Source organism: Streptococcus sp. ZY19097 (genome assembly GCF_040731245.1).
Classification (GTDB): Bacteria; Bacillota; Bacilli; order Lactobacillales; family Streptococcaceae; genus Streptococcus; species Streptococcus orisratti.
Genome location: NZ_CP160400.1, coordinates 1,876,024 through 1,900,405 on the forward strand (window position 1 = coordinate 1,876,024; position 24,382 = coordinate 1,900,405).

The 24,382-nt window shown below is 36.5% G+C and carries 19 protein-coding genes and 2 pseudogenes; 5 read left to right on the top strand and 16 right to left on the bottom strand.

Annotated features, from left to right (window positions below):
* Window positions 1–3: 3 nt before the first annotated feature.
* The 6 genes from ABZ559_RS09360 to htpX all read right to left on the bottom strand — a co-directional run bounded on the left by ABZ559_RS09360 (window position 4) and on the right by htpX (window position 6,325).
* Window positions 4–1,161 (bottom strand): helicase loader, encoded by a 1,158-nt coding sequence (locus tag ABZ559_RS09360; protein WP_367006134.1) that lies wholly within the window; start codon window positions 1,159–1,161, stop codon window positions 4–6.
* Entirely contained in the window at window positions 1,148–1,639 is a 492-nt protein-coding gene (nrdR, locus tag ABZ559_RS09365; protein ID WP_018375769.1) for a transcriptional regulator NrdR, read from the bottom strand. The genes ABZ559_RS09360 and nrdR overlap by 14 nt, the downstream gene beginning before the upstream one ends.
* A 269-nt stretch (window positions 1,640–1,908) precedes the next feature.
* Window positions 1,909–2,736, bottom strand: coding sequence for a HAMP domain-containing sensor histidine kinase (locus ABZ559_RS09370; RefSeq protein WP_367006136.1), 828 nt, complete (start codon window positions 2,734–2,736; stop codon window positions 1,909–1,911).
* A gap of 749 nt (window positions 2,737–3,485) precedes the next feature.
* Window positions 3,486–4,175, bottom strand: coding sequence for a response regulator transcription factor (locus tag ABZ559_RS09375; RefSeq protein WP_367006137.1), 690 nt, complete (start codon window positions 4,173–4,175; stop codon window positions 3,486–3,488).
* A 650-nt stretch (window positions 4,176–4,825) separates the two neighbouring features.
* The gene (locus tag ABZ559_RS09380) at window positions 4,826–5,362 is read right to left on the bottom strand and encodes a YceD family protein (protein ID WP_277291428.1); all 537 of its coding nucleotides are present in this window, start codon (window positions 5,360–5,362) and stop codon (window positions 4,826–4,828) included.
* Between the two features lie 69 nt (window positions 5,363–5,431).
* Window positions 5,432–6,325 (bottom strand): zinc metalloprotease HtpX, encoded by an 894-nt coding sequence (htpX, locus tag ABZ559_RS09385; protein WP_273414810.1) that lies wholly within the window; start codon window positions 6,323–6,325, stop codon window positions 5,432–5,434.
* Window positions 6,326–6,669: 344 nt separating this feature from the next.
* Here htpX and rsmG point away from each other — a divergent pair, with 344 nt between their 5' ends.
* A complete protein-coding gene (gene rsmG / locus ABZ559_RS09390; protein ID WP_367006138.1) occupies window positions 6,670–7,383 on the top strand; it encodes a 16S rRNA (guanine(527)-N(7))-methyltransferase RsmG in 714 nt (237 codons plus the stop codon).
* 61 nt (window positions 7,384–7,444) lie between these two features.
* On the opposite strand, the gene ABZ559_RS09395 is transcribed toward rsmG, so the two are convergent.
* Window positions 7,445–8,164 carry a TraX family protein gene (locus ABZ559_RS09395; protein ID WP_367006140.1) on the bottom strand — a complete coding sequence of 240 codons (720 nt, stop codon included), beginning with the start codon at window positions 8,162–8,164 and terminating at the stop codon, window positions 7,445–7,447.
* Between the two features lie 186 nt (window positions 8,165–8,350).
* Here ABZ559_RS09395 and ktrB point away from each other — a divergent pair, with 186 nt between their 5' ends.
* The gene (gene ktrB, locus ABZ559_RS09400; protein ID WP_277291429.1) at window positions 8,351–9,673 is read left to right on the top strand and encodes a potassium uptake transporter channel subunit KtrB; all 1,323 of its coding nucleotides are present in this window, start codon (window positions 8,351–8,353) and stop codon (window positions 9,671–9,673) included.
* Window positions 9,674–9,694: 21 nt separating this feature from the next.
* On the top strand, window positions 9,695–10,366 hold the full coding sequence (ktrA, locus tag ABZ559_RS09405) for a potassium uptake transporter gating subunit KtrA (protein ID WP_018375760.1): 672 nt from the start codon (window positions 9,695–9,697) through the stop codon (window positions 10,364–10,366).
* Window positions 10,367–10,819: 453 nt separating this feature from the next.
* Here ktrA and ABZ559_RS09410 read toward each other — a convergent pair whose 3' ends face one another.
* Window positions 10,820–12,388 (bottom strand): DEAD/DEAH box helicase, encoded by a 1,569-nt coding sequence (locus ABZ559_RS09410; protein ID WP_018375759.1) that lies wholly within the window; start codon window positions 12,386–12,388, stop codon window positions 10,820–10,822.
* Between the two features lie 673 nt (window positions 12,389–13,061).
* Between ABZ559_RS09410 and ABZ559_RS09415 the strand changes: the two are divergent.
* Window positions 13,062–13,563: pseudogene (locus ABZ559_RS09415) on the top strand (transposase family protein); the annotation flags it as partial.
* 2 nt (window positions 13,564–13,565) lie between these two features.
* Here the strand turns inward: ABZ559_RS09415 and ABZ559_RS09420 are convergent.
* The 8 genes and pseudogenes from ABZ559_RS09420 to ABZ559_RS09455 form a co-directional block, all read right to left on the bottom strand.
* Window positions 13,566–14,021 (bottom strand): annotated as a pseudogene (locus tag ABZ559_RS09420) (hypothetical protein); the annotation flags it as partial.
* A gap of 106 nt (window positions 14,022–14,127) precedes the next feature.
* A complete protein-coding gene (locus ABZ559_RS09425) occupies window positions 14,128–15,702 on the bottom strand; it encodes an ABC transporter ATP-binding protein (RefSeq protein WP_018375757.1) in 1,575 nt (524 codons plus the stop codon).
* An 8-nt stretch (window positions 15,703–15,710) separates the two neighbouring features.
* Window positions 15,711–17,267, bottom strand: a complete 1,557-nt coding sequence (locus ABZ559_RS09430; RefSeq protein WP_033418589.1) for an ABC transporter ATP-binding protein — start codon at window positions 17,265–17,267, stop codon at window positions 15,711–15,713.
* A 277-nt stretch (window positions 17,268–17,544) separates the two neighbouring features.
* Window positions 17,545–18,840 (bottom strand): radical SAM/SPASM domain-containing protein, encoded by a 1,296-nt coding sequence (locus ABZ559_RS09435; RefSeq protein WP_018375754.1) that lies wholly within the window; start codon window positions 18,838–18,840, stop codon window positions 17,545–17,547.
* 76 nt (window positions 18,841–18,916) lie between these two features.
* Window positions 18,917–19,777 (bottom strand): helix-turn-helix domain-containing protein, encoded by an 861-nt coding sequence (locus ABZ559_RS09440; protein ID WP_018375753.1) that lies wholly within the window; start codon window positions 19,775–19,777, stop codon window positions 18,917–18,919.
* A gap of 608 nt (window positions 19,778–20,385) precedes the next feature.
* Window positions 20,386–20,766 carry a PH domain-containing protein gene (locus tag ABZ559_RS09445; protein ID WP_367006141.1) on the bottom strand — a complete coding sequence of 127 codons (381 nt, stop codon included), beginning with the start codon at window positions 20,764–20,766 and terminating at the stop codon, window positions 20,386–20,388.
* Window positions 20,767–20,827: 61 nt separating this feature from the next.
* Entirely contained in the window at window positions 20,828–22,138 is a 1,311-nt protein-coding gene (locus ABZ559_RS09450) for an FtsX-like permease family protein (RefSeq protein ID WP_367006143.1), read from the bottom strand.
* Between the two features lie 9 nt (window positions 22,139–22,147).
* Window positions 22,148–22,888, bottom strand: a complete 741-nt coding sequence (locus ABZ559_RS09455; RefSeq protein WP_277291315.1) for an ABC transporter ATP-binding protein — start codon at window positions 22,886–22,888, stop codon at window positions 22,148–22,150.
* A 271-nt stretch (window positions 22,889–23,159) separates the two neighbouring features.
* Between ABZ559_RS09455 and ABZ559_RS09460 the strand changes: the two genes are divergently transcribed.
* On the top strand, window positions 23,160–24,191 hold the full coding sequence (locus ABZ559_RS09460) for a crosslink repair DNA glycosylase YcaQ family protein (protein ID WP_018375749.1): 1,032 nt from the start codon (window positions 23,160–23,162) through the stop codon (window positions 24,189–24,191).
* Window positions 24,192–24,382 lie beyond the last annotated feature (191 nt).

The following is a 24,382-nucleotide window of genomic DNA, read 5'->3' on the forward strand; positions in this document are numbered from 1 at the left end:
TACTCACTCCTTTCCTAATTTCTCAAGAAGTTGACGTTTTTCAGCTTCCAATTTTGCTAATTCTTCTTGACTAGTTTCATTCTTGTAATTTGGATTGCTCCATTCAGGTACATTCGATTTTTTGATTGGTTTAGCAGCATTTTTTTTCTGTATTTCTGGAGAATGGCGGAGCGCTACAACAGCTGCTTCAGCCGTCCCAATACCGCGGTATGAAAAATCGTTTGCCAAGGTCATCAAGTAAGGCTTAGACAGGTTAGCAGACTTGGTCTTGTTAAAGGTGTAAAGCACCAAAATGTTGATAACCTCATCCAAAAAACTCATCTGCGCCAAATCTTCTAAGAGATTACGCTCTGCTTTTGTCACAACAGCCTTGCGAGAAGATTTGATAACCTTGAGAAAATCAAGAGCCGATAGAGACTTGGCTTGCTGAATAACCACTAATTCACTGTTTGTAAAATCGCCATTGACCTGAGATTGGGACGGCTGCTGCTTTTTAGCCTCCATCCGTTTTAGAGAAATTTTGCGGTTAATGGCTGTTTCATTTGCCAAGCCATACACCTCAAACCAATTCATCTTATACTTATCTGCAAAAGCATAAAGCCCAATAACATCCATTTTTTCGTTTTCCGAAAAGGAAAGACCATCTCGAGTCATCAGACGTTGGAAACTGACCAAATCAAAGGTTGGATCCGTTTTCGACGACTTAGGTTGATTTTGTATTTCGGAATTGAAAACATCGGAAAATGTCTTAGAAATATCACGTGCATTCTCAGGAATGGAAACTTCCAATTCAGATACCGCAATCTCACCAATACGTAGCTCCAAAAGTCTCCGATAAACTGGGTCTGCCAGAAAAGTTTCGTTCCCTAGCGCAGGCTTTATTTTCAATATGTAACTATCCCTAGTCTGATAAAGAACCAATAAGTCCAAAGCCGTTAGCATAACTAAAGCTTCCTCCAAGCGCTTCATCCCAAATTGGAGGTGATTAAGCAACTCACTAAATTTATGAGTATGAGCCCCATTATCAAAAAAAGCAACAAGATATTCATAAACAGCAAGGGCGTCACTCCCCATGATAGGATAATAGAGTTGAATAAGGGTTGTGGAATCGTAAGAAACCCTATTATGCTTTAGAAAAAGAAAATCATCAATTGGATTCATTGGTTACACTACTTTTCTTACTACGGACACGATCAGTGATTTGCTTGAGAAGTTCCTCAATTTCATCAACATCCTTGAAAGATTTGTAAACAGATGCAAAACGAACATAGGTAATTTCATCTAGTTCAGCTAGTTCGTCCATGACCAGATTGCCAATAACTTCACTAGAGACTTCGCTATCATATTGGCTTCTAACAGCTTGCTCAATACGACTAATCGCATTTTCAATATCATTGCTTGAGACTGGACGTTTTTGAGCACTTTGGATAATACCATTGAGGATTTTATCCCGTGAAAATTGCTCCCGCGTACCATCTTTCTTAATCACTAAAAGTGGTAATTCTTCAACTCTTTCGAAGGTTGTAAAGCGGGTGTGACATTTTTCGCATTCGCGGCGTCGTCTAATCGTATTTCCTTCTTCTGCTTGGCGACTATCAACGACACTTGATTTATTAAAACTACATTTTGGACAACGCATGAAAACACCCCTATTCTAACATTTTAATACCTTATTTTACCATATTTTCAATAATAACAAAAGCCAAAGACAATTTCTTATTCTTTTAAGTTTTAAAACATTTATCAAATTAAGTTCGCAAAATAGCGTTTTGATTTTCGCAATTCATGATAATATTTTCATAATAAAAAGGCGTTTTTGCAACACCTTTTGTTAGAGATAAACGTTATATAGCTACTCTCTTAAATTTATTGATTTTTATAAATTATTCCAAGGAACGGTAGCTAATGTCATTTTGCACTATCAACAATCGGAATTTTTAGATGAAATGAAGTCCCAACTCCAAGTTGGCTATCAACCTGAATAGACAAATGATAGGCATTAGCGATTTGCTTTAGAATTGCTAAGCCGATTCCAGCTCCTTCTTGAGTTGATACTTGCATTTTTGAAGTTTCACTCCTATAAAATCGGTCAAAAATATGATCCAAATCTTGTTCCGACATACCTTGCCCATAATCAATAACCGACAAACAAGCAAAATCTTCTTGAACATTTAAGTCAACTTCAATCTTCTTAGAATTTCCAGAATACTTGACTGCATTATCCAATAAAATAATTAAGGCTTGTTCAAAATGCAGGGCATAAATCTTCCCAGTAATCGGTTTTATGTTAGAATCAAAATCAAAAGTAAAGTCCTCTTTCAAGAGTCTAAAATTGGCTAAAATTTTCTCAACGGATTCGCCTAAATCAGTCATTTCATCTTCATGTCCTTCAACAGTTCCTTGAAGGCGAACAGTGTCCAAAGTTTCATTAACCATAATAGCCATCCGTTGCATTTCTTGGGACATGATATTGAGACTTTTTTCCAAAATGGCAGGTTCCTCTTTCCCCCAACGCTGCAACATGCTAATATGTCCTGACAAAACAGCTATAGGGTTTCGCAACTCATGACTAATATCACTAATAAATTGTTGCTGTGTTTGGCGTTCTTGTTCAAGTTGCTTTGACAAATAATCAATGCTTTCTTTTAACTCAGCAATTTGTGATCGATTTCCTTCCTGATCTAACAATTCTTTTGAATTATCCGTACTAAGATTTTTAGCTTTTTGAAATGCCAACACTAATAACGATTGTTTTTTTATAAAACAACAAATCAGTGCGAGCATCAAAAATGATACAATTAGAAAAATTTGAAATCCCTCCTTTCTTACGAGTAAAATCTTTTTATGCTTCAAGCATAATCAAATACTCAGCCTAAAATTGCTTCCCACCATAAAACTTCTCAGTATCCCAATTCCCTTTTCGACTAGCTAATCGTCGAAATTCTAAAACTTATGTGGAAAAGAAATGGACGGATTACGACCATCATCAGGTTACGCACTATTTCTACAAGCTTCAGACCAACTAGGTCGTCATCGAACAGCATAAAACCTGACTATCTCTTTTGAGTTTCTCTTAGATTGAACCTCATTAAAAAAGCTAAATTATTTAACCCAAATCAATAATTGGACAAAAATATTCAGTTTCTTAATATTTTGGATGATTTATTGAAAAACGTAACAGTCATAACTTACACTCAATAAAGGTTGACAATAAATAAATGAATAACTAAAACTATTGATACCGAGGAATCTCAGCCACAGTTTTCAACTTCCCAAGCATTCTGTACGACTTTTAGAGTTAACAAAGAGACAATCATTCTTTAATTGCCCCTGCATTGTTCTTCATTTGGTACTTTTTTAAAACTCAGTTTACGTAAGCGCTACTCTATACCTCAAAATGTTCAAGCCTTTGAGTTCGTCAATTTTGTTAAGTCGTTTTTCAACAAAAAAGTTAAAGCACCTACCTTGCGTTTGTCAAGACATTCTTAATGTTCGCGAACTACATATCCCATACCACGAACTGTTTGAATGTAAGATTCTCTACCTGGAACATCAATTTTCCCACGAAGATAGCGAATATAAACATCAACAACATTTGTTTCGACAGAATCATCGTATTTCCAAACGCTTGCCAACAAATCCTCACGTGTCAAAACATGGTTGACATTGGTTACCAAAGCACTTAGCAAATCAAATTCACGCTTCGTTAAAGAAATTTCTTTACCTTCTCGCACAACCGAGCGATTTTGGGAATTGAGCTTCAAATTTTGATAATCGCCCATCGTAGATGAAGGTTTTTTAGAAGATTCTATATCTTGGCGTCGGAAGATAGCACGAACACGTGCTAGTAATTCCTCAATAGCGAAAGGTTTAATTATATAATCATCTGCACCGCGATCCAAACCAGCGACAATATCCATGACTGAATCACGCGCAGTCATCATCATGACATAAGTCGTTTTTTCGGCTTGAAGACGTCGTGTTATTTCAAATCCGTCCATTTCTGGGAGCAATAAATCTAGCAAAATAAGATCAAAATCTCTATCAAGTGCAACTTCAAGCCCCTCTCGTCCATTTGAGATTACGGTAACCTGATAGCCCTCGTGTTGTAATTCAAGTGATACAAAGCGTGCCAAATTCTTTTCATCTTCGATAACTAGAATTTTTTTACTCATTGTCTCCTCCTTTTAATATTTTTATCATTTTACTCACTACTCATCTGCTTAATTAGCTTTGTAATACGATTTCACTATTTCAAAATCAACATTTAAAACTCATTAAATTAAAAAAGAACTAAAATTTATCGACTTCTTTTCCCTTTTTTGCAGAAATCAAGATAATTTTAACTACCAAGTAAAACAATAGTACTGAAAAAGTATAACAGAAAAGTTTTTACTTGACTAGCTATTTCAAAATTTGTAATCATTTTGTCATTTAACGTATTTTAAATTTTTGAGAACGATTGCGCTCTTCCATTTTCTAATGACTTTTTGTGATACTGTTTACTCTTAATTTCCTAACCTGGCAAGCTTTCTTGCCATTTCCAATAAACAAACTCGCAAGAATCCTTGAATTGTGCATACTGTTTAGAACTTTTTGACACATACAAAATACAAACCCATTACTCAATGAAAATCAAAAGTAGCCTAGGAAACGAAGCCGACGATAGAACTTGAGTTCATCAAGGCAAGTTGACAACGGATAGTTTTGATTTTCGAAGAGTATTAGTTTGATTTTAGAAAAGTATAAATAATAGACTTCCCATAATGAACGTAAAAAAGACTGAGAATACTCCCCTTCCCTGTCTTTTTACTATTCATTTAAATCATTCTTCATCAAATAAACCGTTTAAGGCTGCAAAAGGATTAGTTTGTTCCTTTTTAGCCTCCTTAAGCACCTGAAATTGACTTTCTGTCATAACTGACCAATTCTTACCTGATGGAAACTCATCTGATTTGGCTTCCTCCTCTGTCAAGACACTCAAAGGAATATTTAACAAGATATTATCTAAAATGCTCTCAGTTAAGGAAATACTATTTCCCTCCACAATTAAGACTAACTCCTCATCCACTAAATCTCTCTTATCCACCAAGTCAGCTTCGTCAATAAAAACTTCCGAAATAAAGTCTTGAACCTCTAAAGGAACTGGTTTCATAGAACGACTAGATGGCAAGGTAAGCGTGTAAAGCAACTCATAGTTCAATAAATATAAATCATCATCGTAGGAGATAGTTCCTTTGGCAGTAACATTCTTCAAATCAATGATTTCAGGGTTACGTTCTTTGATTTCTTCAGCCAAATCAAAGCTGTTATTAAACCGAATACCTTCTGGGTGCTTTTTAATTTCTGTTAAAGTAAACATAATTTCTCTTTTCTTTCTCTTGGTTGACTTTATTATAGCAACTTTTAGAGGATTAGCAAAGCAATGTTCTTACATTTGACGCAAACGCTCAATTCTATCTGAGATAGAAGGATGCGTATAAAAGAGTGATCTCAAGCCATCTTCTTTCTTAACTGGATCGTTGATATAAAGAGCAGCACTAGCTTGATCAACGGAAGCTTGCATAGGAGCTGATTGGTCTAGTTTTTCAAGCGCATGAATCATTCCCAAAGGGTTATTAGTTAATTCAACTGAACTAGCATCAGCTAAAAATTCTCGCTGCCGAGAAATAGCTAACTGAACCAGAGTCGCCGCTAAAGGAGCTAAAATCAGTGATAGGATGGAAAATAACAATATTAAAATCCCCATACCATTATCTCGATCATCCGAGCGGCGACGTCCTCCTCCAAACCACATCATCCGACCACCTATACTAGCAATCAGAGTCACTGCACTGGCTAAGGCTACAGCAATGGTTGAAATACGGACATCAAAGTTACGAATATGACTGACTTCATGACCAACAACTGACTCTAATTCCTCACGATTCATAACTTTCAGAAGTCCCGTGGTGGCTGCAATCGCAGCATTTTCAGGACTAGATCCTGTTGCAAAGGCATTAAGAGAATTGTCTTCAACGATAAAAACACGTGGCATGGGAATTTGAGCCACCATAGCCATTTTCTCAACTGTTTCATAGTATTGGGGCGCATCTTCAGGCCTGATTTCACGCGCATTATTCATAGACATAACAACATTTGTTGACTGAAAAATCATACTAGCTGCATAAATAATCCCGATAATCAAAGCTAAAGCTGCACCTAGCTCTAGACTTCTCAGCAGGAGGTAACCAACCGCAGCACCGATAGCTGTCAGCAACAAGAAAAATACAATAATCAAGAGAACAGTTCGCCGCTTGTTACTAGCAATCTGACTTTGTAACATAAAAATACCTCACTTTCACCTCTAGTTAACCTCAATGGCTTATAACGTTAGAGATATTATATCAATTTTTACAACTTTTCAAAAGAAAAGAGGGCTTGTACGCAATGAACATCAAAATTAGGCTTGTTCCAACATTCTAGGAAACCATTGAAGACGGAAAATGAAACAGACGTTGTTCGTTTCAGCAATGTACAAATAGAATGCACCAAAATAAGACAGCAAAGTCTTTCGTTAAATTTTCGAAGAGTATTAACTGTAAAATATGGTAAAATAGAAGATACAGGTCTAAGCATGCACCAATCTTTACCGCATGTTTCAGTACAGATATCGATTAAGGAGACAAGATGACACCTGCTGAATTTTATCAATACTTGGCTGAACAAGGTTTTACGCTCAACGATTTACAAAAAAAACAATTTGAGCGCTACTTTGAGCTACTAATAGAATGGAACAAAAAAATCAATTTGACAGCTATTACCGAGAAAGAAGAGGTCTATCTCAAGCATTTTTACGATTCTTTAGCACCCGTTCTACAAGGTCATATCAAAAACGAACCTGTACGACTGTTGGATATAGGGGCTGGAGCAGGATTCCCCAGCCTACCTATGAAAATTCTCTGTCCTGAGCTTGAGGTCACCATTATTGATTCCCTTAATAAACGCATCAACTTTCTAACCCTATTGGCAGGAGAACTAGGCTTAGATAGAGTTCACTTTTACCATGGCAGAGCTGAAGATTTTGGCCAAGATAAAACTTTCCGCGCCACTTTTGATATCGTGACGGCTCGTGCAGTAGCCCGCATGCAAGTCTTGTCTGAACTAACTATACCTTTTTTAACTATTGGCGGGCGCTTGATTGCCCTCAAGGCTGCTGCAGCAGATGAAGAACTGGCTGATGCAAAAAATGCCTTAGCTCTGCTATTTGCCAAGGTCGTGCTAACATACAACTATCAACTACCAAATGGGGATGGCCGAAACCTCACCATTGTAGAAAAGAAAAAGGAAACCCCAAACAAATATCCGCGTAAAGCAGGGCTCCCCAACAAGAAACCACTTTAACCCTTTCTACTATAATTTTCACAAAAGCGAACAGGTTAGTCAGTAAACCTATTCGCTTCTTTTAATAGTGAAAAATCAGAATACGAATAAAAAGTAGAAGACTGATGTGGAGAGGATAGAAGGCATAAAACCCCCATTTTATCCAATTTGGTGAATAGCCTCGCTGGCCATTGTAGGCTGCCAGAATAGGGATAACTGTCAAAATTCCCAGATTTGACAGCCATTCTACCGCAGCAGTCGCCGTCCATTCTTTAGGAAAAGTCAAATACATCATTAGGAGACAGATTATCCCAAGAACCCACCTGGTATTTTCTGGTTTTCCATGATTTCTATAAAATCCAAAAATGATAGGAATACCAAAAAGATTCCAGTCTGAGGTAATGGAAGCAAGGATAAAGAAAATTAAAATTAGGATTTGTAAGAAATGATTTTTAACCTTTTCACAAGCCATCATCATTAAGACACCCAGCATTAGTGTGAACATGATGTTATTGATGGGATTGAAAAATGACCAGTTAAATTCAAAAAGGTAATGAAAAGGAAAAAGACTAATTAAGCCGAATAAGAAGAGTCGCCCTGCATATTTCCAACGACTTCGAGTATAGAAAAATCCTTCTACTAGTAAGTAAGCCATGATTGGAAAGGTCAAAAGACCTATTGTCAGATAAGTAAATTCCCATAACGGAGGATTCCACACATTCTCAAAAGTATGACCAACATGATTTAAAAACATAGCGATAATAGCGATCACTTTTAAATGAAAAGCATCAATTTTATTCATTAATAAAACTCCTTGTATGTCTAAGTTAATCTTTCTTATTGTACCACAGTCATCATACAACCTCAAGACTAGTCTTTTTAGTGCTTTTTTGCTATCATATTCTTAGCTTTTTGGAATGAAAGGACTTCTATTGTGTACTCTTTTCTAAAATCAGTGTCAGTGACACAACGACTGACATTTAGCTTTATGATTGTCATTATCATAGGAAGCTGCCTATTATCACTTCCTATAACCCACTACTCTAGTGCACCATCGACGACTTTTTTCGATCATTTATTCAACGTTGTGTCTATGGTTTGCGTGACAGGCTTATCGGTTGTTGCTGTTGCAGATGTTTACAACGGTTTAGGTCAGGTTATCGCCATGTGTCTCATGCAAATTGGTGGTCTAGGACTTGTTACCCTAATTGCTATCAGCATGTATGCTGTACGTCGTAGGCGGATAACCGTCACTGACCAGAATCTCTTGCAATCAGCCCTCAGCCGAGAAAATAGTTCCGATTTACGGCATTATCTCTTTAATGTCTATAAATTAACCTTTACTATTGAAGCTATTGCTGCACTGCTATTAATGCTAGACTTTATTCCACGATTCGGTTGGCAGCATGGAATTTTTAATAGTATTTTTCTAGCTATTTCAGCTTTCTGTAATGCTGGTTTTGATAATCTAGGCTCATCAAGCCTTAAAGACTATGCCCTTAATCCATTGATTAATTTTGTCATTGCTTTTTTAATTATTTCTGGAGGCATTGGTTTTGCCGTCTGGATGGATCTCATCCACGCTGTTAAACGTTATTTGACTAATCGCCCTAAACATCTCAGCTCAGCTATTCGTCCTATACGAAACCAAACGCGCTTGGTGCTTTACACAACTGGTCTCCTCCTCTTTTTAGGAACAGTATTAAGTTGGATGACAGAAATTGGGAACACAAAAACCATAGGAACTTATCATCCCTTTCAACAGTTAATGGTGAGTTTTTTTCAAACAGTAACTATGCGGACGGCGGGGTTTGCTACTATTTCTTACCAAGATGCACATCCTGCTACAAACATTCTCTACATGTTGCAAATGATTATCGGTGGTGCTCCTGGAGGAACAGCAGGTGGAGTAAAGGTGACTACCATAGCAATCACTTATCTTCTCTTCAAATCCGAACTGGATGGCCAGTCAGAAGTAACCTTTCGTAATCGTATTATTGCCAATAAAACCATCAAACAGACATTGACTGTGCTGATTTTCTTCTTTGCTGTCTTGATGACTGGTTACGTTTTGCTTCTTGAAGTAGAACCTTCTATCAAGCCATTAGCATTGCTTTTTGAGGCTATCTCTGCTATTGCTACGGTCGGAGTTTCCATGGATGTGACCCCTCAACTGTCAACTGCAGGACGTTTGATTATCATTGCTTTGATGTTTATCGGACGCGTAGGACCAATCACCGTACTGCTCAGCCTTCTTCAAAAAAAAGGGAAAACCATTCAATATGCGCCAATGGATATCACTGTTGGATAAAGACTAGAAAAGGAACAAATTATGACTAAAAAAATTGTTGGTGTACTTGGCTTAGGAATTTTCGGCAGGACCGTTGCTTTTGAATTAAGCCATTTTGATCAGGATGTTATCGCCTTGGACAATGGTGCTGCACATGTCCAAGAAGTTGCCGATTATGTGGCAAAAGCTGCTGTAGGTGATATCACAGACTTTGATTTTTTAAAGGCAGTCGGTATCGATCAATGTGATTCTGTTGTTATCGCAACAGGAAACAATCTTGAATCTTCAGTTTTGGCCGTTATGCACTGTAAAAAGCTAGGAGTTCCAATTATTATTGCTAAAGCTAAAAATGCCACTTATGAAGAAGTTCTTTATGGCATTGGGGCTACAAAAGTTATTACGCCTGAACGTGATTCTGGTAAGGCCGTTGCTGCTAATATGCTACGCCGTCACATTGAAAACATTATCCACCTTGAGGATAATCTAGCCATGATTGAGTTTTCAATACCTGAATCTTGGGTAGGAAAAAACCTTACTCAGCTTGATGTTCGTAAAAAGTATGATATTAATGTCGTTGGACTTCGCAGACCCAATGTGGCAAATCTGGAAACTCATATTGATCCTATGCAAGCATTTGAACCAGAGACAGATGTTGTTGCCATTGCAAGTAATAATACCTTTGAAAAATTTGATTATTTGGGTTATCTCAAATAAAAAACAATACTTAATAAGAATCAGCAATATAATAGATAGAACCTATAGTTATCAAATCATGTTATACTCAATGAAAATCAAAAGTAGCCTAGGAAACGAAGCCGACGATAGAACTTGAGTTCATCAAGGCAAGTTGACAACGGATAATTTTGATTTTCGAAGAGTATTAGTAACGTCTGAACTTGATTGTTAAAGATACAAAGAAGACAATCAGGTGTGGCTACTTATCAGTCATACCTTTTTTCATAGTCTTTTTTCAGGAAAGAGTCATTTTCAAAAAAAGATCTCGTTATGAGATCTTAAAGGATTATATAGTCTTTTAGTACTAGGCAACGAGCTGCAGGTTGCTAGAACAGCCTAGAGGCTGTTCTAGGTTGGAAATAAGGAAACGTAGTTTCCTCTTACGTCGAAGTAATCAAAGATAAACTAAATAACTATAAGTTAAAGAATCTATTATCTTTCACCCTTGTTACGAATAACAAAGCCATTTTTCTTCTCGCTTGATGTGCGGTGTGGACGTTTGTTGTCCTTATTTTCGAAATCCTTGCGATTTTTGTTTGACTTGCGTTTAAAATCACGACGGTCATCACGGTTACGATCACCGCGGTAAGAACCCCGACGACGATCATTATCTCGTCCACGATTACCGCGTCCACCTTTTCCACCAAAGCCATTTCCAGACGGTTTAAATGGTAATGGTTTTTCACGAGCAATTTCTACATCTGGTAATGTCGCTGGATCTTGAACCGTTAAGGTCAAGATATAAAGCGCCAGCTCTTCTGGGCTAAATTCAGCCGCTAGCTTAACAGCATCCCCCTTAAACTTATCAAAGTTTGAACGAATGTTATCATCTGCAAAATCACGTTCAATCTTCTTAAGGGCAACTTTTTTCTTCGCTTGAAAGGCTTCTTCTGCTGTAGCAGGTTTGAGGCCCTTCATACGTTTCTTCGTTAGGTTTTCGATGATAGAGAGATAACCCATTTCATTTGGTGAAACAAAAGTAATGGACTGCCCATGTTTGCCTGCACGACCAGTACGACCAATACGGTGAACATAACTTTCTGGATCTTGTGGGATATCATAATTGTAAACGTGAGTCACGCCTGAAATATCAAGTCCACGCGCAGCCACATCAGTTGCTACTAAAATATCAAGGTTGTCATTCTTAAAGTCACGAAGGACACGAAGACGTTTTCCTTGATCAAGATCTCCATGGATACCTTCAGCACGAAAACCACGAAGTTTTAGACCACGAGTTAGTTCATCAACACGACGCTTGGTACGACCAAAAACGATGGACAATTCAGGTTGATCGACGTCCATCAGGCGTGTCATAGTATCAAATTTATCTTGTTCTTTAACACGAACATAATATTGATCAACTAAATCTGTTGTCAACTCCTTAGCTGCAATTTTCACATGTTCAGGTTCTTTCATGAACTTTATACCAATTTGCTTGATTGGTTCAGGCATAGTTGCTGAAAAGAGCAAGGTTTGACGACTTTCTGGAACACGTGAAATGATAGCTTCAATATCCTCAAGAAAGCCCATATTAAGCATTTCATCTGCTTCATCCAAAATCAGAGTTTCAACATGATCTAATTTTAAAGCCTTACGTTTAATCAAATCAAGCAAACGCCCTGGCGTTCCGACAACAATATGTGCCCCTGAACGAAGAGCCTTGATTTGTTTTTCAATGCTTGAACCACCGTAGACTGAACGAACTTTCACGCCCTTTTCACGACCAAAACGGAAAAGTTCTTCCTGAGATTGAACAGCCAATTCGCGTGTAGGCGCAATAACTAAGGCTTGAATGACATTGCGACTAGTGTCGATTTTGTTGAGGGTAGGCAAACCAAAAGCGGCTGTTTTACCAGTCCCTGTCTGTGCTTGTCCAATAACATCCTTTCCTTCAAGTGCCAAGGGAATAGTCATTTCTTGGATAGGTGAAGGTTCTGTAAAACCGGCAGTAACTACCGCAGCAAGGATGTCATCTGATAAATTAAGTTCTGTAAATTTCAATGTTTCTCTTTTCTAAAAGGCAGTGCGAAGCTGCCTTATAAAACTTATTTTTTTGTCGTTTTAACAACTTATCCATTATAACACAAAGATTGACAAAAAAAAGAAATTTGACTTTTTTTGACCAATAATACGTTTTCATAATTTCTAGAAATGGCTTTGCCTTATAAATAATACTTTTTTGATACTCAATAAAAATCAAATTCCGACCAACTTCAAAAGTCCGTGAAAGAAACTATTTAAGTTTGGAGACAAAGCGAGCTAGGGTCGTATCAATACTTTCTATCTAGGGATAGTTTGGAAAATGAAGTATAGTCAATTAGTTTATCTTTTATTACCTCGACGTAAGGAGGCTGAGCAAAAAGTCCATCCTCGCTTCTCAAAGTTCGTATCAACATCTCAGCGCAGTGGTTGATTGGGTTTAATAGTCCAGTGGACTGTTAAAGGTTGGAGATAAGGTTTGCGAAGCAAATCTCAGCAATTCGTGTTTCACACTCCAAATCTGACCTCTACGACTGATGCGAACAGAGTTCGCTTCATTTCCAAACTCCAAAGGTTCCCCGAACCTTTGGAACTGTACGGGGGTGGGAGTAAAATAGTCCAGTGGACTATTTTGGCTCTATAATTTCTGTAGTGGGTAAAACCACCGTGGAGATTATGGAGCCATTTTGAGTATATACAAAAAGTCCCATATGACCTAGGAACTCACTTAGAACTCCACGGTCACTTGGATTATACAGCCCCTAAATGCCCTTCTTGTAAGGGACAAATGGCTAAATACGATTTCCAAAAAGCCTCCAAAATCCCCTATCTAGAAACTGCTGGCTCCCCTCTACTTATCCGTCTTCGAAAGCGTCGGTTCAAGGTGTAAAGATTGCGGAAAAATGGCTGTCGCTGAAACTCCTCTTGTCAAGAAGAACCACCAAATCTCTGTCGCTGTTAACCAGAAAATCGTCCATTTACTCATCGAAAACCAAGCAATGAAACAAATTCTACACAGGCTATCTATCTCGACGTCATCAGTTTTGAGAAAGCTCAATAAATTTAAGTTTGAAACGGATTGGAACATGCTTCCAGAAGTCATGTCCTGGGATGAGTATACCTTCAAGAAGGGGAAGATGAGCTTTATCGCTCAAGATTTCAACTCCCTAAACGTCATCGCCATCCTCAACGGAAGGTGAGCCTTATCACTGACCTCTGACACGTAAACAACCTGATAAGACACTTCCGCAAGAGCTTCATTTGCTTCTGTATTGACATAGATTTGAGCAGACTCAAAGCGATAATCCAACATGCAGTCTTTATAGACTTGGTTGATAGAATCTTCTTGACGAGCTACTTCTTCCTTAAAAGCAGAATCTGTCATATAGGGATTGATACGGTTGTTGTTCTCGCCCAGCTTTTCCTTGGTATAGTATTGCGTAAGAAATTCCTTGACTAGCTCGTCAGAGAGAACACTCGCCTTTTCCTTTTCTTTCTCTTTAGTCAATAGTTTATGAGCCTCAGTCTGGATTTGTTTCTGCGTGTGACTGGTCACTGAATGAGAACCAATAGCGTAACCCATCATCACCACAAAGCTAGTAACTGCCAGACCACCGAAGCCTATCAAAATCCGAGCCTTCATTTTATTTAACATCATTAGTGCTATCTCCTTTTCATAAGATAGCACCATCATAACAAGATGGACTTGGAAAAGTTATCACAAGAAAAACTACCACTCACTAATGAATGGTAGCTCTTCCTTAATTCGCATAATATGACAAATCAATCTCACCGTCATAAACAAAGTCATCATCCATGTGATGGGCAATTTCGATAACCGTGACTGGCAGATTAAAGAGCAAGTTTCGAATATTCTTGGCATTTTGGGCATCCAGCGGAGCGGTCACTTCATCTGCTAGAAGAACATCTTTTTGTCTAATGAGGTTTCGTGCAATGTCAAGCCGTACCCTTTGACCACCAGAAATATTGTCGCCATTGTTGATTATCTGGTAATCTAAAATATTGTCAAACTCAGCTGCCAAGCCAACTTGCTCCAGTTTTTCCAGCAATAACTCATCTGAAAAATCGTCTCCCAATGTCAAATTAAAGCGAATACTGTCATTAAAAAGATAGGGCGACTGCGCAATGAGACCAATACGATGCTTAAAGTCTGTCGCGACCTGACCATTTTTAGTCACCATCTCGATAGAGCCTTCATCAGGCTGCAATTCTTGTAAGATTAACTTAAAAAGTGTTGACTTCCCAGAACCACTTGGACCTTTAATCAGGTATTTTTTCCCTTTTTCAAAACGGTAAGAAAAAGCTGAAAAGAGCGTTCTACCTGCAAAGGATTTCGTCAATTGGTGACACTCTAAGGCTTCAAACGTGTCCGCAGAAAGAGAATGGGCATCATTTTCAGGAATAGGCTGAGCTAATATCTGATCAAATTTTTCAGAAATAGATTTTGACCCCTTCAGTCTAAAGATATTATCCACAATTGACATCAGGGGCTGTTCTAGACGTGTTGCCGCAATAAACATGATAATCAAATCGGTTGTTCGTAAATCTGTACCTGCTGTCATTAAAGCCAATCCTAAAAAGATTGGCAAAAGTTGCGAAACAAAAAGCATAAGATTTGCTAAAAAGTCAAAGAAAGCTCTTGATATTTCAAAGGATAGACGCTTCTCTTCGTAACGTTCTGACTGTTTTTTTACTGATTTGAGTGTGAGTAAAAGAGCTTTGTTTTGCTTTAAAGTTGCATTGCCCACAACGACATCACTAAGTAACGCCAAAAGATTACGTCTTGCTTCCGTTTGCTGACTCCCTTTTTGCTCTGCCATTTTACTAATGACCTGTTGAACCAATAAATATATAAGGGCACAGACGATAAACAAAAGACCAATCGGTATATTTTTGGACAAAAGATAACTGCTGAGCAAGAGAAAGTTACTCAACCGAGCAACAAGGAGAATACTTGGACTGATGTGATTCCACAAATAATATTCAACATCTTGTGTCAAAAGGGAAATCTTCTCATCATTAGCAATGTTTTGATGACCGAGCATCAAACTCTTGTACAGACGCAGGCGAATATTGCCGCAACCAATGGTCATAATGTAATTGATTAAGAGATTTCCAATAAACATCACTGCATAAAAAATCACATATAAGGTTAGTCCATAAAGCAAAAATCCCCCAATATTCTTACTGCCATTTAAAGAATCTAAGTCAAAAATCTTATTGGTCATCAAGGGCTCAATAAGAAAGACAAAGCTGTTTAAGATACAGGCGATAAGGGTTAAGGTCACTAAAAATTTATTAAAATACTTAAACATCTCATCACCTACAATTCTATCACAGCATCGTAAACGATTGTTTCGTCCACATGGTGAGCTACTTCGATAACGGTCATTGGCAGTGAAAAAATCAGCTCTCTAACGCGATGAGCATTCTCCTTATCAAGTGCCGCCGTCACCTCATCGAGCAATAAAACATCCTTCTGACGCAGTAAAAATCGTGCCAATTCTATGCGAACACGCTGACCACCTGAAACATTACTGCCGTTATTTTCAATGTTGAAGTCTAAGCCCTCGGGTAATTCTTCAAGCAGGTGGACTTGATTTAATACCCTAATCAATGCTTCATGCGAAAAAGTCTGGTTGAGACAGATATTTTCTGCTAAGGTGCCATTAAAAAGAAAGGGTGACTGACTCACCACGCCAATATTAGCTTGGTAAGACTCAAATCGTTGATTGTCATTGGTCACAAGAGCCACTTGTCCAGAATCAACAACCTCACCTTTGATAATGTTTAACAGGGTTGTTTTTCCCCGTCCGCTAGCTCCCTTAATAAGATATTTCTTCCCTTTTTCAAAAGTGTAGGAGAAATCTTTCAAAATAGCCTTTTCCCCATAGGATTTTGTGATATTTTGCAAAATCAGAGCTTTAAAATCAGGAATATAGGGAACTTCTACGTCATCAACACGTTTGTCCATCAGCTCATAGATTTTTGTTCTAATCGAGTTGGCAGCTTGCATACTAAATGTTGCATACATCATATTTTGAAGAGGATTCGATAAGCTATTTGACGCAATAAACATGGCAACAAGTGCTGACACTGGAATATGCCCAAAAACATTTGGCAATAAAAAATAAATTCCAATTGGTAATACACGTCCTAAAAATTGTGTCAAACCATTACAGAAAAAGAGGAAATTAGACAAGTAATAATAATTTCGGCGGGCGGTCTCATAAGTGAGGACTTGATGTTTCAATTTTCCATAGGTCGTGTCAAATGCCTGATGGTGTAACAGCGTGCTTCCGCCATTGACATAGTCCATAATGAGCGCCATGGAACGCTCTCGCTCCTCGCTCTGCTCTTGTCCCAAAGCATCCGCCATTTGACTCAAAAAAACTTGTGGTAACGGGCGTAATAGGGACCCTAAGATAAACAGAAGCGCTAGAACAGGATTTAAGATGATTAAATAGGCTGATACAACCAAGAAAATCATGCCATTTTGGGGCAAACGCATGACCTGAGTCACGTAATTGTCGTAGAAAAATTCTAAATCTTGACTGAGAAAATTTGTCGTCTCATGCTGGTCTATTGACTCGCTAGATAAGAGAAGTGTCCTCGTCAACTTATCTCGCAAGGCTAACATGATGCGTTTACAAGACACATCGTAAACGACATCAGCCCCAAATTCCAGACCATAAAAGAGCAGATAGGTCAATAGTCCTATAACAAACAATTTCCCGAGAGACTCAAAGTCCGTTACCGTATCAATGACAATCATTTTTTGAATAACTAAGGACTGTAAAATACTCGAAAAAGCCCCTAAGATAAAGACCACAATGGCAAAATAACGGAACTTCCCAAGATAGGTTAGTAATTTCATCATAGGCTCCAAATCTAAAAAGTTAGCCAGGAAAGGTTAGCTAACTAGTTAAAAGTTGATAGTAGTTTAGTAATATACCACCGTTATTCTAGAAATGTATCCCAATTTACATATTCAATAACCTAATGTGATATGATAATATTATACTGCTTATTGAATTGCGCAATATCTTAACCACAAATTCCATTAGTACAGCTATCATTTCTTTGTGTTTGGTAAACTTTAGTTGGGTCATATTTTTTATTTTCTTTTACAATCATGGTTAATTCCTCCAAAAAATTTAATTTATATCAAGAATATCGTTATAAGATTTAGTAAGAATAAAGAGTGAAAAATCCTTTTGTATTCGCTCTCTATAGAGACGACACAACCTCTCCCAAGATTTTTCTTGATTTATTCTTGCCAAAGGACAATATCCTGATTTACAAAGTAACACATATGGGCATTGACTACACCTATCGTACTCAATCCCTTTTATCCAATCTTCTCTTTTCTTGTGATTAAGAATACCAGTCAATACACTTCCGAAAATATTTTCTTTACGATATAGAGCTACTGTACAACTTTGGATAACTCCTCTTACATTAAACATATAATGGTGTTTTCTATTAGCATAACAATTGAGACTATTATGCAACATCATTTTAGGAGAATCTATGTAGTATCCAAGAGAAATAGCCTGTTGTGAACAATAATAACTGAAGTCCCCATCTGGTATATCAACGCAATAATCATCCAGCCTATCTCCTTGACCCCAATCCCCAATATTATGATAGGCAAGATTGAACCTACTATCTCCTTTAAATATTAAACCATCGGATTGTAAAAAGTTTTCCATTGATTTAACATTTTCTCTGGAAATATTGAATCTAAGTGTACAATGGTAGTATAACGGACTAGCTACCATCGATTTTAAATTCGTTAAGATTCTCTCATATGAACCTCTACCATTTTTTAATAAGCGTTGATTATCATGAAATTCTTGTTCCCCATCAATAGTTATTTGATAGCTAGTAACTTTACAATTTTTAACTAAATTTTGAAACATACGATTGTTCAATAAGTAACCATTAGTTGTAATACCTGAAAAATACTCAATGTTATATATTGAACATAATTCTAAAAATCTCTCAGATAATCGAACGATTGTTTTATAGCCAAGTAAAGGTTCTCCACCAAACCATTGAACACTAAACCTCTCAAACTTTCCCTCAGATAATAGTTTATCCGCAAATGTTACAATAGCATCTTCTACTTCTGGAGACATTGAAATATTTTCAAATTTTTCATAACAATACTTACATCTAAAGTTGCAATCTCCATGAGTTAGAATTGTAAATTCTAGCAATTTATCATCTTCGTTTTTAATTCTCGCTAGCGTATCTTGTAACTCATTTTCTTCCCGTTGATAATGATATAATATTAAATAATCATAATATTGCATTTTTGTTATTGCATCACATTCAATTTTTCGTAATAATTCATTCGTTATGAAAAAAGAATGGTTATTTTTAGTGTTGTAATATACATTTCCATCTGATAGGGATTTACTTAAAACATAAGGCGACATTTCCATAATGGAACCTCCTTCATCACACTTTAAGTATATCACTCTGAAAAAACTTTAAATTTCTTTCCCATATCTGCATGTTCTATTTTTCAGATAAAACTTTTTCCAAATGTCCTTCATAGAGCTTTGCGATGTGGTGACTTCCTGCTAATTTCATTGCTCCAATACACTTTCTCATTTCAATAATTGCTTTACAATCCTTCTCTTTTTTATATTGATACAGATGTTGTGCATACTGAAACACCAATCGCTCATAAATTTCAGTCTCAGTGAAAAAGCATTGGTTTAATTGTTTTTCAAAATACAGAGCATCCAGAAATTTTTCTCTCTCAACACATGTGATATATCCATTTAATAACATTGATGAGATTAATCGTCTATTATTTGGAATTTCTTTATAGAAATCAGAACGCCTAGACATTTCTCTAGCCAAAACCATAAAAGCATCATGTTTCAGGACATCTAAAGTATTTGAAAAAATCAATAATTCATAATATCCCCAATATTCTACACTAAAAAGATAATCGGTTAAATACGATAAATCATCCCTAGAATAATAAGCTTCTCCTGATAAATCTTGTAAACGAATTTTTAATAAAACGATATTAAGCTTATGAAACTTCTCTTGTTTAGGATTTGACTCCATTTGGGAATAGAGTAATTTTTTCAACCCATCAACATCATGATTAGATATAAAATGCCTAACTTTTGACAAGAGTTCATTCAGTTCATCCCTATGAAAATCATGAATCGCATACATAAATTCGTCAATAGGCATGTTAATCTCATCTAAAATAGCCATAAACTTTGAAATGGTTAAATCCGTCTCTCCCTTTTCAAAACGTGAGAGCTGAGATGTTGATATACCAGCCTTTTCGACATCTTTTAAGCGTAACCCTCTAGATTTTCGAAACTTTTTAAAAATTTCTCCAATTTTTTTCATCATACATCTCCAATAAGCATATATGGGAATAGTTTTTTGTTTTTAGTATTTTAGCATAAAATAGAAAAAAATAAAAGTGAGGTATTTCACATGAAAACACAAAAATTATTGTCTCTATTATTACTGGTTTTTGAAGGCATTATTATTATCGTTGTTGGCTAAGTTTCATTTCTATTGGAATATGATCTAGAAATTTGACTTTATATCTTCCTATCTAAAAGGGCTACCTGGACAGGTAACCCTTTTGTTATTATGCCATCCGACTTCTAATTACTTTCTCCCGTCGGAGATTTCCTCACTACTAATCTTAGTATGTTTAGACTTATTGAGTTTCCCACTCCTTATTTCCAACTTCAAACACTCCACTGGATTGTTTGAACTCACTTTGCCGTACTTTACGAAAGTCACTTGCTTCGCATGTCTTATTCTTATTTCCAACCTAGAACAGCCTAAAGGCTGTTCTAGCAACCTACAGCTCGTTGCCTAGTACTAAAAGCAAACCAAAAGACTATAAAATAGTTTATACAAGCAATATAGAGATATAACTGAAGGTCATCAAATTCACAACAAAAAATAGGTTTGAGGCACGCTCACCTCAAACCTCCAAATTATCTCAAAACTGCGGCTGCTAATGCTTGCTGAATTTCAACCACATTGTCATCACTCTTAAACTGCAATATTTCTGCAGGCTCCATAGCAGAAGATACCCAAATTTTAAGTTCTGCATCAAGATCAAAATGTCCTGAAGTTTCTACAGTAAAACGTGAAATTGAACGATAAGGAATAGATTTGTAAGAAGTTTTCTTGCCCGTCACTCCCTGTTTATCTACCAAAATCAACCGTTTTTCTGTAAAAACAATCAAATCCCGAATCAGCACAAAGGCCAACTCTACCTGCTCACCTGGCACCAAAATATCTTCCAACTGGCGCTCTACCTTGTCGGTATCCTTTTGCGATGCATTTCCAATCAACCCTGAAAAAAGTCCCATATCCTCACTCCTTTTAAAATTTTATATTATTATACCCTAACGTGGCAGAAAATGCAGTGATTCACCGTAACACGCGATAGCTTATCTTAGTCACAACTATAAAGCTAAATAAAATAAGAGAGATAATCAGACTTGGTAACCATAAGCTTTCCACCGTCTTTAAATCCATATTCATTATATGAACAACTTTATTAACTACTCCAAGGATAATAATATTAAATAGAAATGAAACCATACAGATTAGAAAAGTATGTAGGAGACCTTCTATCACCGAAATCCATAACAGATGCCTCTTTGAAACTCCTAAAGTTTCCAATTGTTCCATATCTCTCATATCTTGTTCAGAGTCCAAAATAGTTAGGGAAATGACATTGACTAAAATTAAAATAATAGGAGATAACATATAAGCTACAAAAGAAACCTTAGCTTCTACAATGCTATCAGCCTTATTTCCTACAAAAGCATTTTGAACAAATAACAAAAAACCAGATATTAACGTAACCCCCATCGTCATTGAAGTCTGTAAACCTTTAAAATACATAGGTTTATATAAAATATTCCAACTTGCCAAAACCGAAGCGTAATGATGCCCTAGACACCATTTTAAGCCTATTCTTATTAAATTGGACTGGAGACTAGGACTTATAGCTTGAATAACTAACAAATGAATAATAAGTAGTAATAAAGTTAAACTAGATTTTATTGTAATGTCATAAGTAGTTGAGTTTTTACCCAAAAATATAAAATAAATGCAGATAATCCAAATTGTAACTAATATCGTTGACAATACAAATTTTACTATTTTTGATAACGTTAATTTTTTATCACTAACCTCTTCAAATAGCGCGTTCCTTTTTAAAATTTGCCTTGCATAATAATAGCTTCCTATTCCAGATATAAGTGGGACAGTTATAAAACTCAATAAAAAGGTCTTTATATCAACTGATATAACCAAGTTTGGCAGGTCTTCACTTCCTACAAACTGTTGTAAAAAATGATAGTAGTAAGACGTCAAGGGAATTGCAAATAGATTTCCTATGAGACTGGCAAATAAGGAAGTAATCACCAATTGACCCGCTATTAAAAAGGAGAGTTGAGTTTGGTTTGCACCACTGATTGTCCATAACTTATAGTCTTGCTTAAAAATATCAAGCAAAAAATGAATCAGATTTGATATCAATAAAAACAATGTTACTCCACCAAAAAATATAAACATTTGGAAAAGCTGTGTAGCATTAGTTGATATACTTCGTGCACTATTGATACCTATCAAAGAAATACCAATAATTAAACTAGATACCAGCAAGACTGGAACAGTCCCTAACCACTGTCTTTTACTATAATTAAATTGATAATAGATTAATCTTAGCATTGTAACCTCCTATAATTTTTGATTCAAGTTAGTTTCCAATGCCACATATAAATCTTCAGCTGATGGTTTATAAAATTCCGTATCAATTTCCCCATCTTTTAAAATGAGCGCCCTATCAGTATATGAAGCTAACTCTATATCATGCGTAACCATCACAATACATTTCCCTTGATTGGCTAAATCTCTTAGTAAATCAAAAATAATCTGTCTAGAACTGCTATCCAAAGCTCCTGTCGGTTCATCAGCGAAAATAATATTACTATCAGTCAATATCGCACGTGCAATAGCCACTTTCTGTTTCTCGCCACCAGACAAGGTGCCAACAAAAGAATGAATATCAGCATTGAAATTCATTTGTTCCAAGAGTTTTTCTATCTTCTCTATTTGAATTCTTTTATGAGACAATCTAAATGGTAGTAGAATATTTTCAACTACGGGCAAGGCAGGAACAAGGTTATACGATTGAAAAATAAATGAAATATCCTCACGTCGCAATTTTGCTAACTTATTATTACGTAACTTATATGGGTTAACAGAGTTAATTTCCACGCTTCCAGAGCTTGGTACTAATAAACTAGACATGCATTTTAAAAGTGTTGATTTTCCAGAACCACTGACACCAAGTATACTTATAAATTCTCCATACTCAGCTTTCATAGAAATATTTTTCAAAATAGATAAAGACTGATTATTAGCCAATAAAAAATTCTTCGATAAATTCTTAACTTCTATAGCAATTTTATATGACATTTTACCCCTCCTATTTTAGAAACCGCTCACAACATTATTGTATCATATTTTACATGTCATAACATTTACATATGGGAATAATTATATTATCGGTCAGAGGTTTAACATAACGCATTGCTCTAAATCCAGAATTCTTTTTTCTGTTAGTTGTCAAACATGATATAATGAACTCAGCACTTATGCATTGTAATTGTAAACTAGAAGTTCCACTCATCAAAGCTAGATGAAAAGTAGCAAGACGAGTTTGAAAATAGTTATTTTGAGGATAATTATGAAAAACATTACTAGGTTAGATATCTTAGCTCAGCGCTTTTACAACCAAGGCTTTATCGAGCCCTATCAAGAAATCAATCAGCTTCTTCAAGACTCACTTGGTATTCAAGCTCAGTATCTTAATCACGGTCTTTTTAACATTGCTAATCGGATGAATTTGACCAAGTATGATCGTATTGAGAACAGTATCGCTGACAGCATCTTGGCATGGGGACAGCGCCAGACCTATCATTTTTACGAATTTGAAACGTGGCAGAGCATCTGTCATTTTTTGGCAAGAGAGAAACTTTGGGTGGTTTCATATTTTCAGGATGAAAATCTCAACCTCCTAGAAGAAAGTCAGCAACTCAAAAGCTATCTTAGTCAACCGCAAACCCGTAGCCAATTAGTAGACATTTATGGCAAACGGTGGGCAAAACTCTTTAACTGGAGTGCTCTTTTCCTTTATAATTCTCGTCAGGGTAGTCTATACCAAAAGTGGCTTCCTAAAGACCGCCTCGTTTGCTGGTCCAATCAGAAGTCGGCATCCTCGCCACAATTGTCTAGAAATCTTCTAGAAGCCTATTTTACTTTCTACGGGCCGGCAAGTCTGGCAGATGCTGCTCATTTTTTCGGTATCAGTCAGACATGCCTTGACCATCGTGAATTGCATAATCTTAGGTCTTTTGATTACTTCGGTAGAAGCTATTACTACAAGGTTTGGCAAAACGGTGCAAACATCCCTGAACTCCTCATCTTAGGAAAATTTGATCCACTCCTTGTTTCTTATAAATACAAAGAACTTTTAATTGCTCCCGATGATCAGCCGCTCATTTGGAAAAAAGCAGGGCAAATTTCAGCCTTAATACTGATAAAAGGTCAATTAAGAGCCACTTGGTCTATGTCTGTCAAAGGTTCTGCTATTGACTTTGAAGTCCAAGCTAAGCAAAAAATATCTCAAAAACATCAGGCAAGCATCCGCCGCAATTTCCGAAATTATGCGCGATGGATGGGCAAAAAAATGCGAAAAGTAAACTTTGAGCTGGAGTGAATAATTCTCAAACTGAGGGGCTGTCATGTCAAATTTCAAATAATAGAACCTGTATTCACAGTTCAATACTTCTATACTAAGGCTAGTTTTTTAGCTACTCATCGTTAGTTTTTTTCAAAATACAGTCAGTATTCTCTCAAAAAACTGCCTTGATTAGCGAAAAACGATCTCTTAGATAAAAGCATCTTACT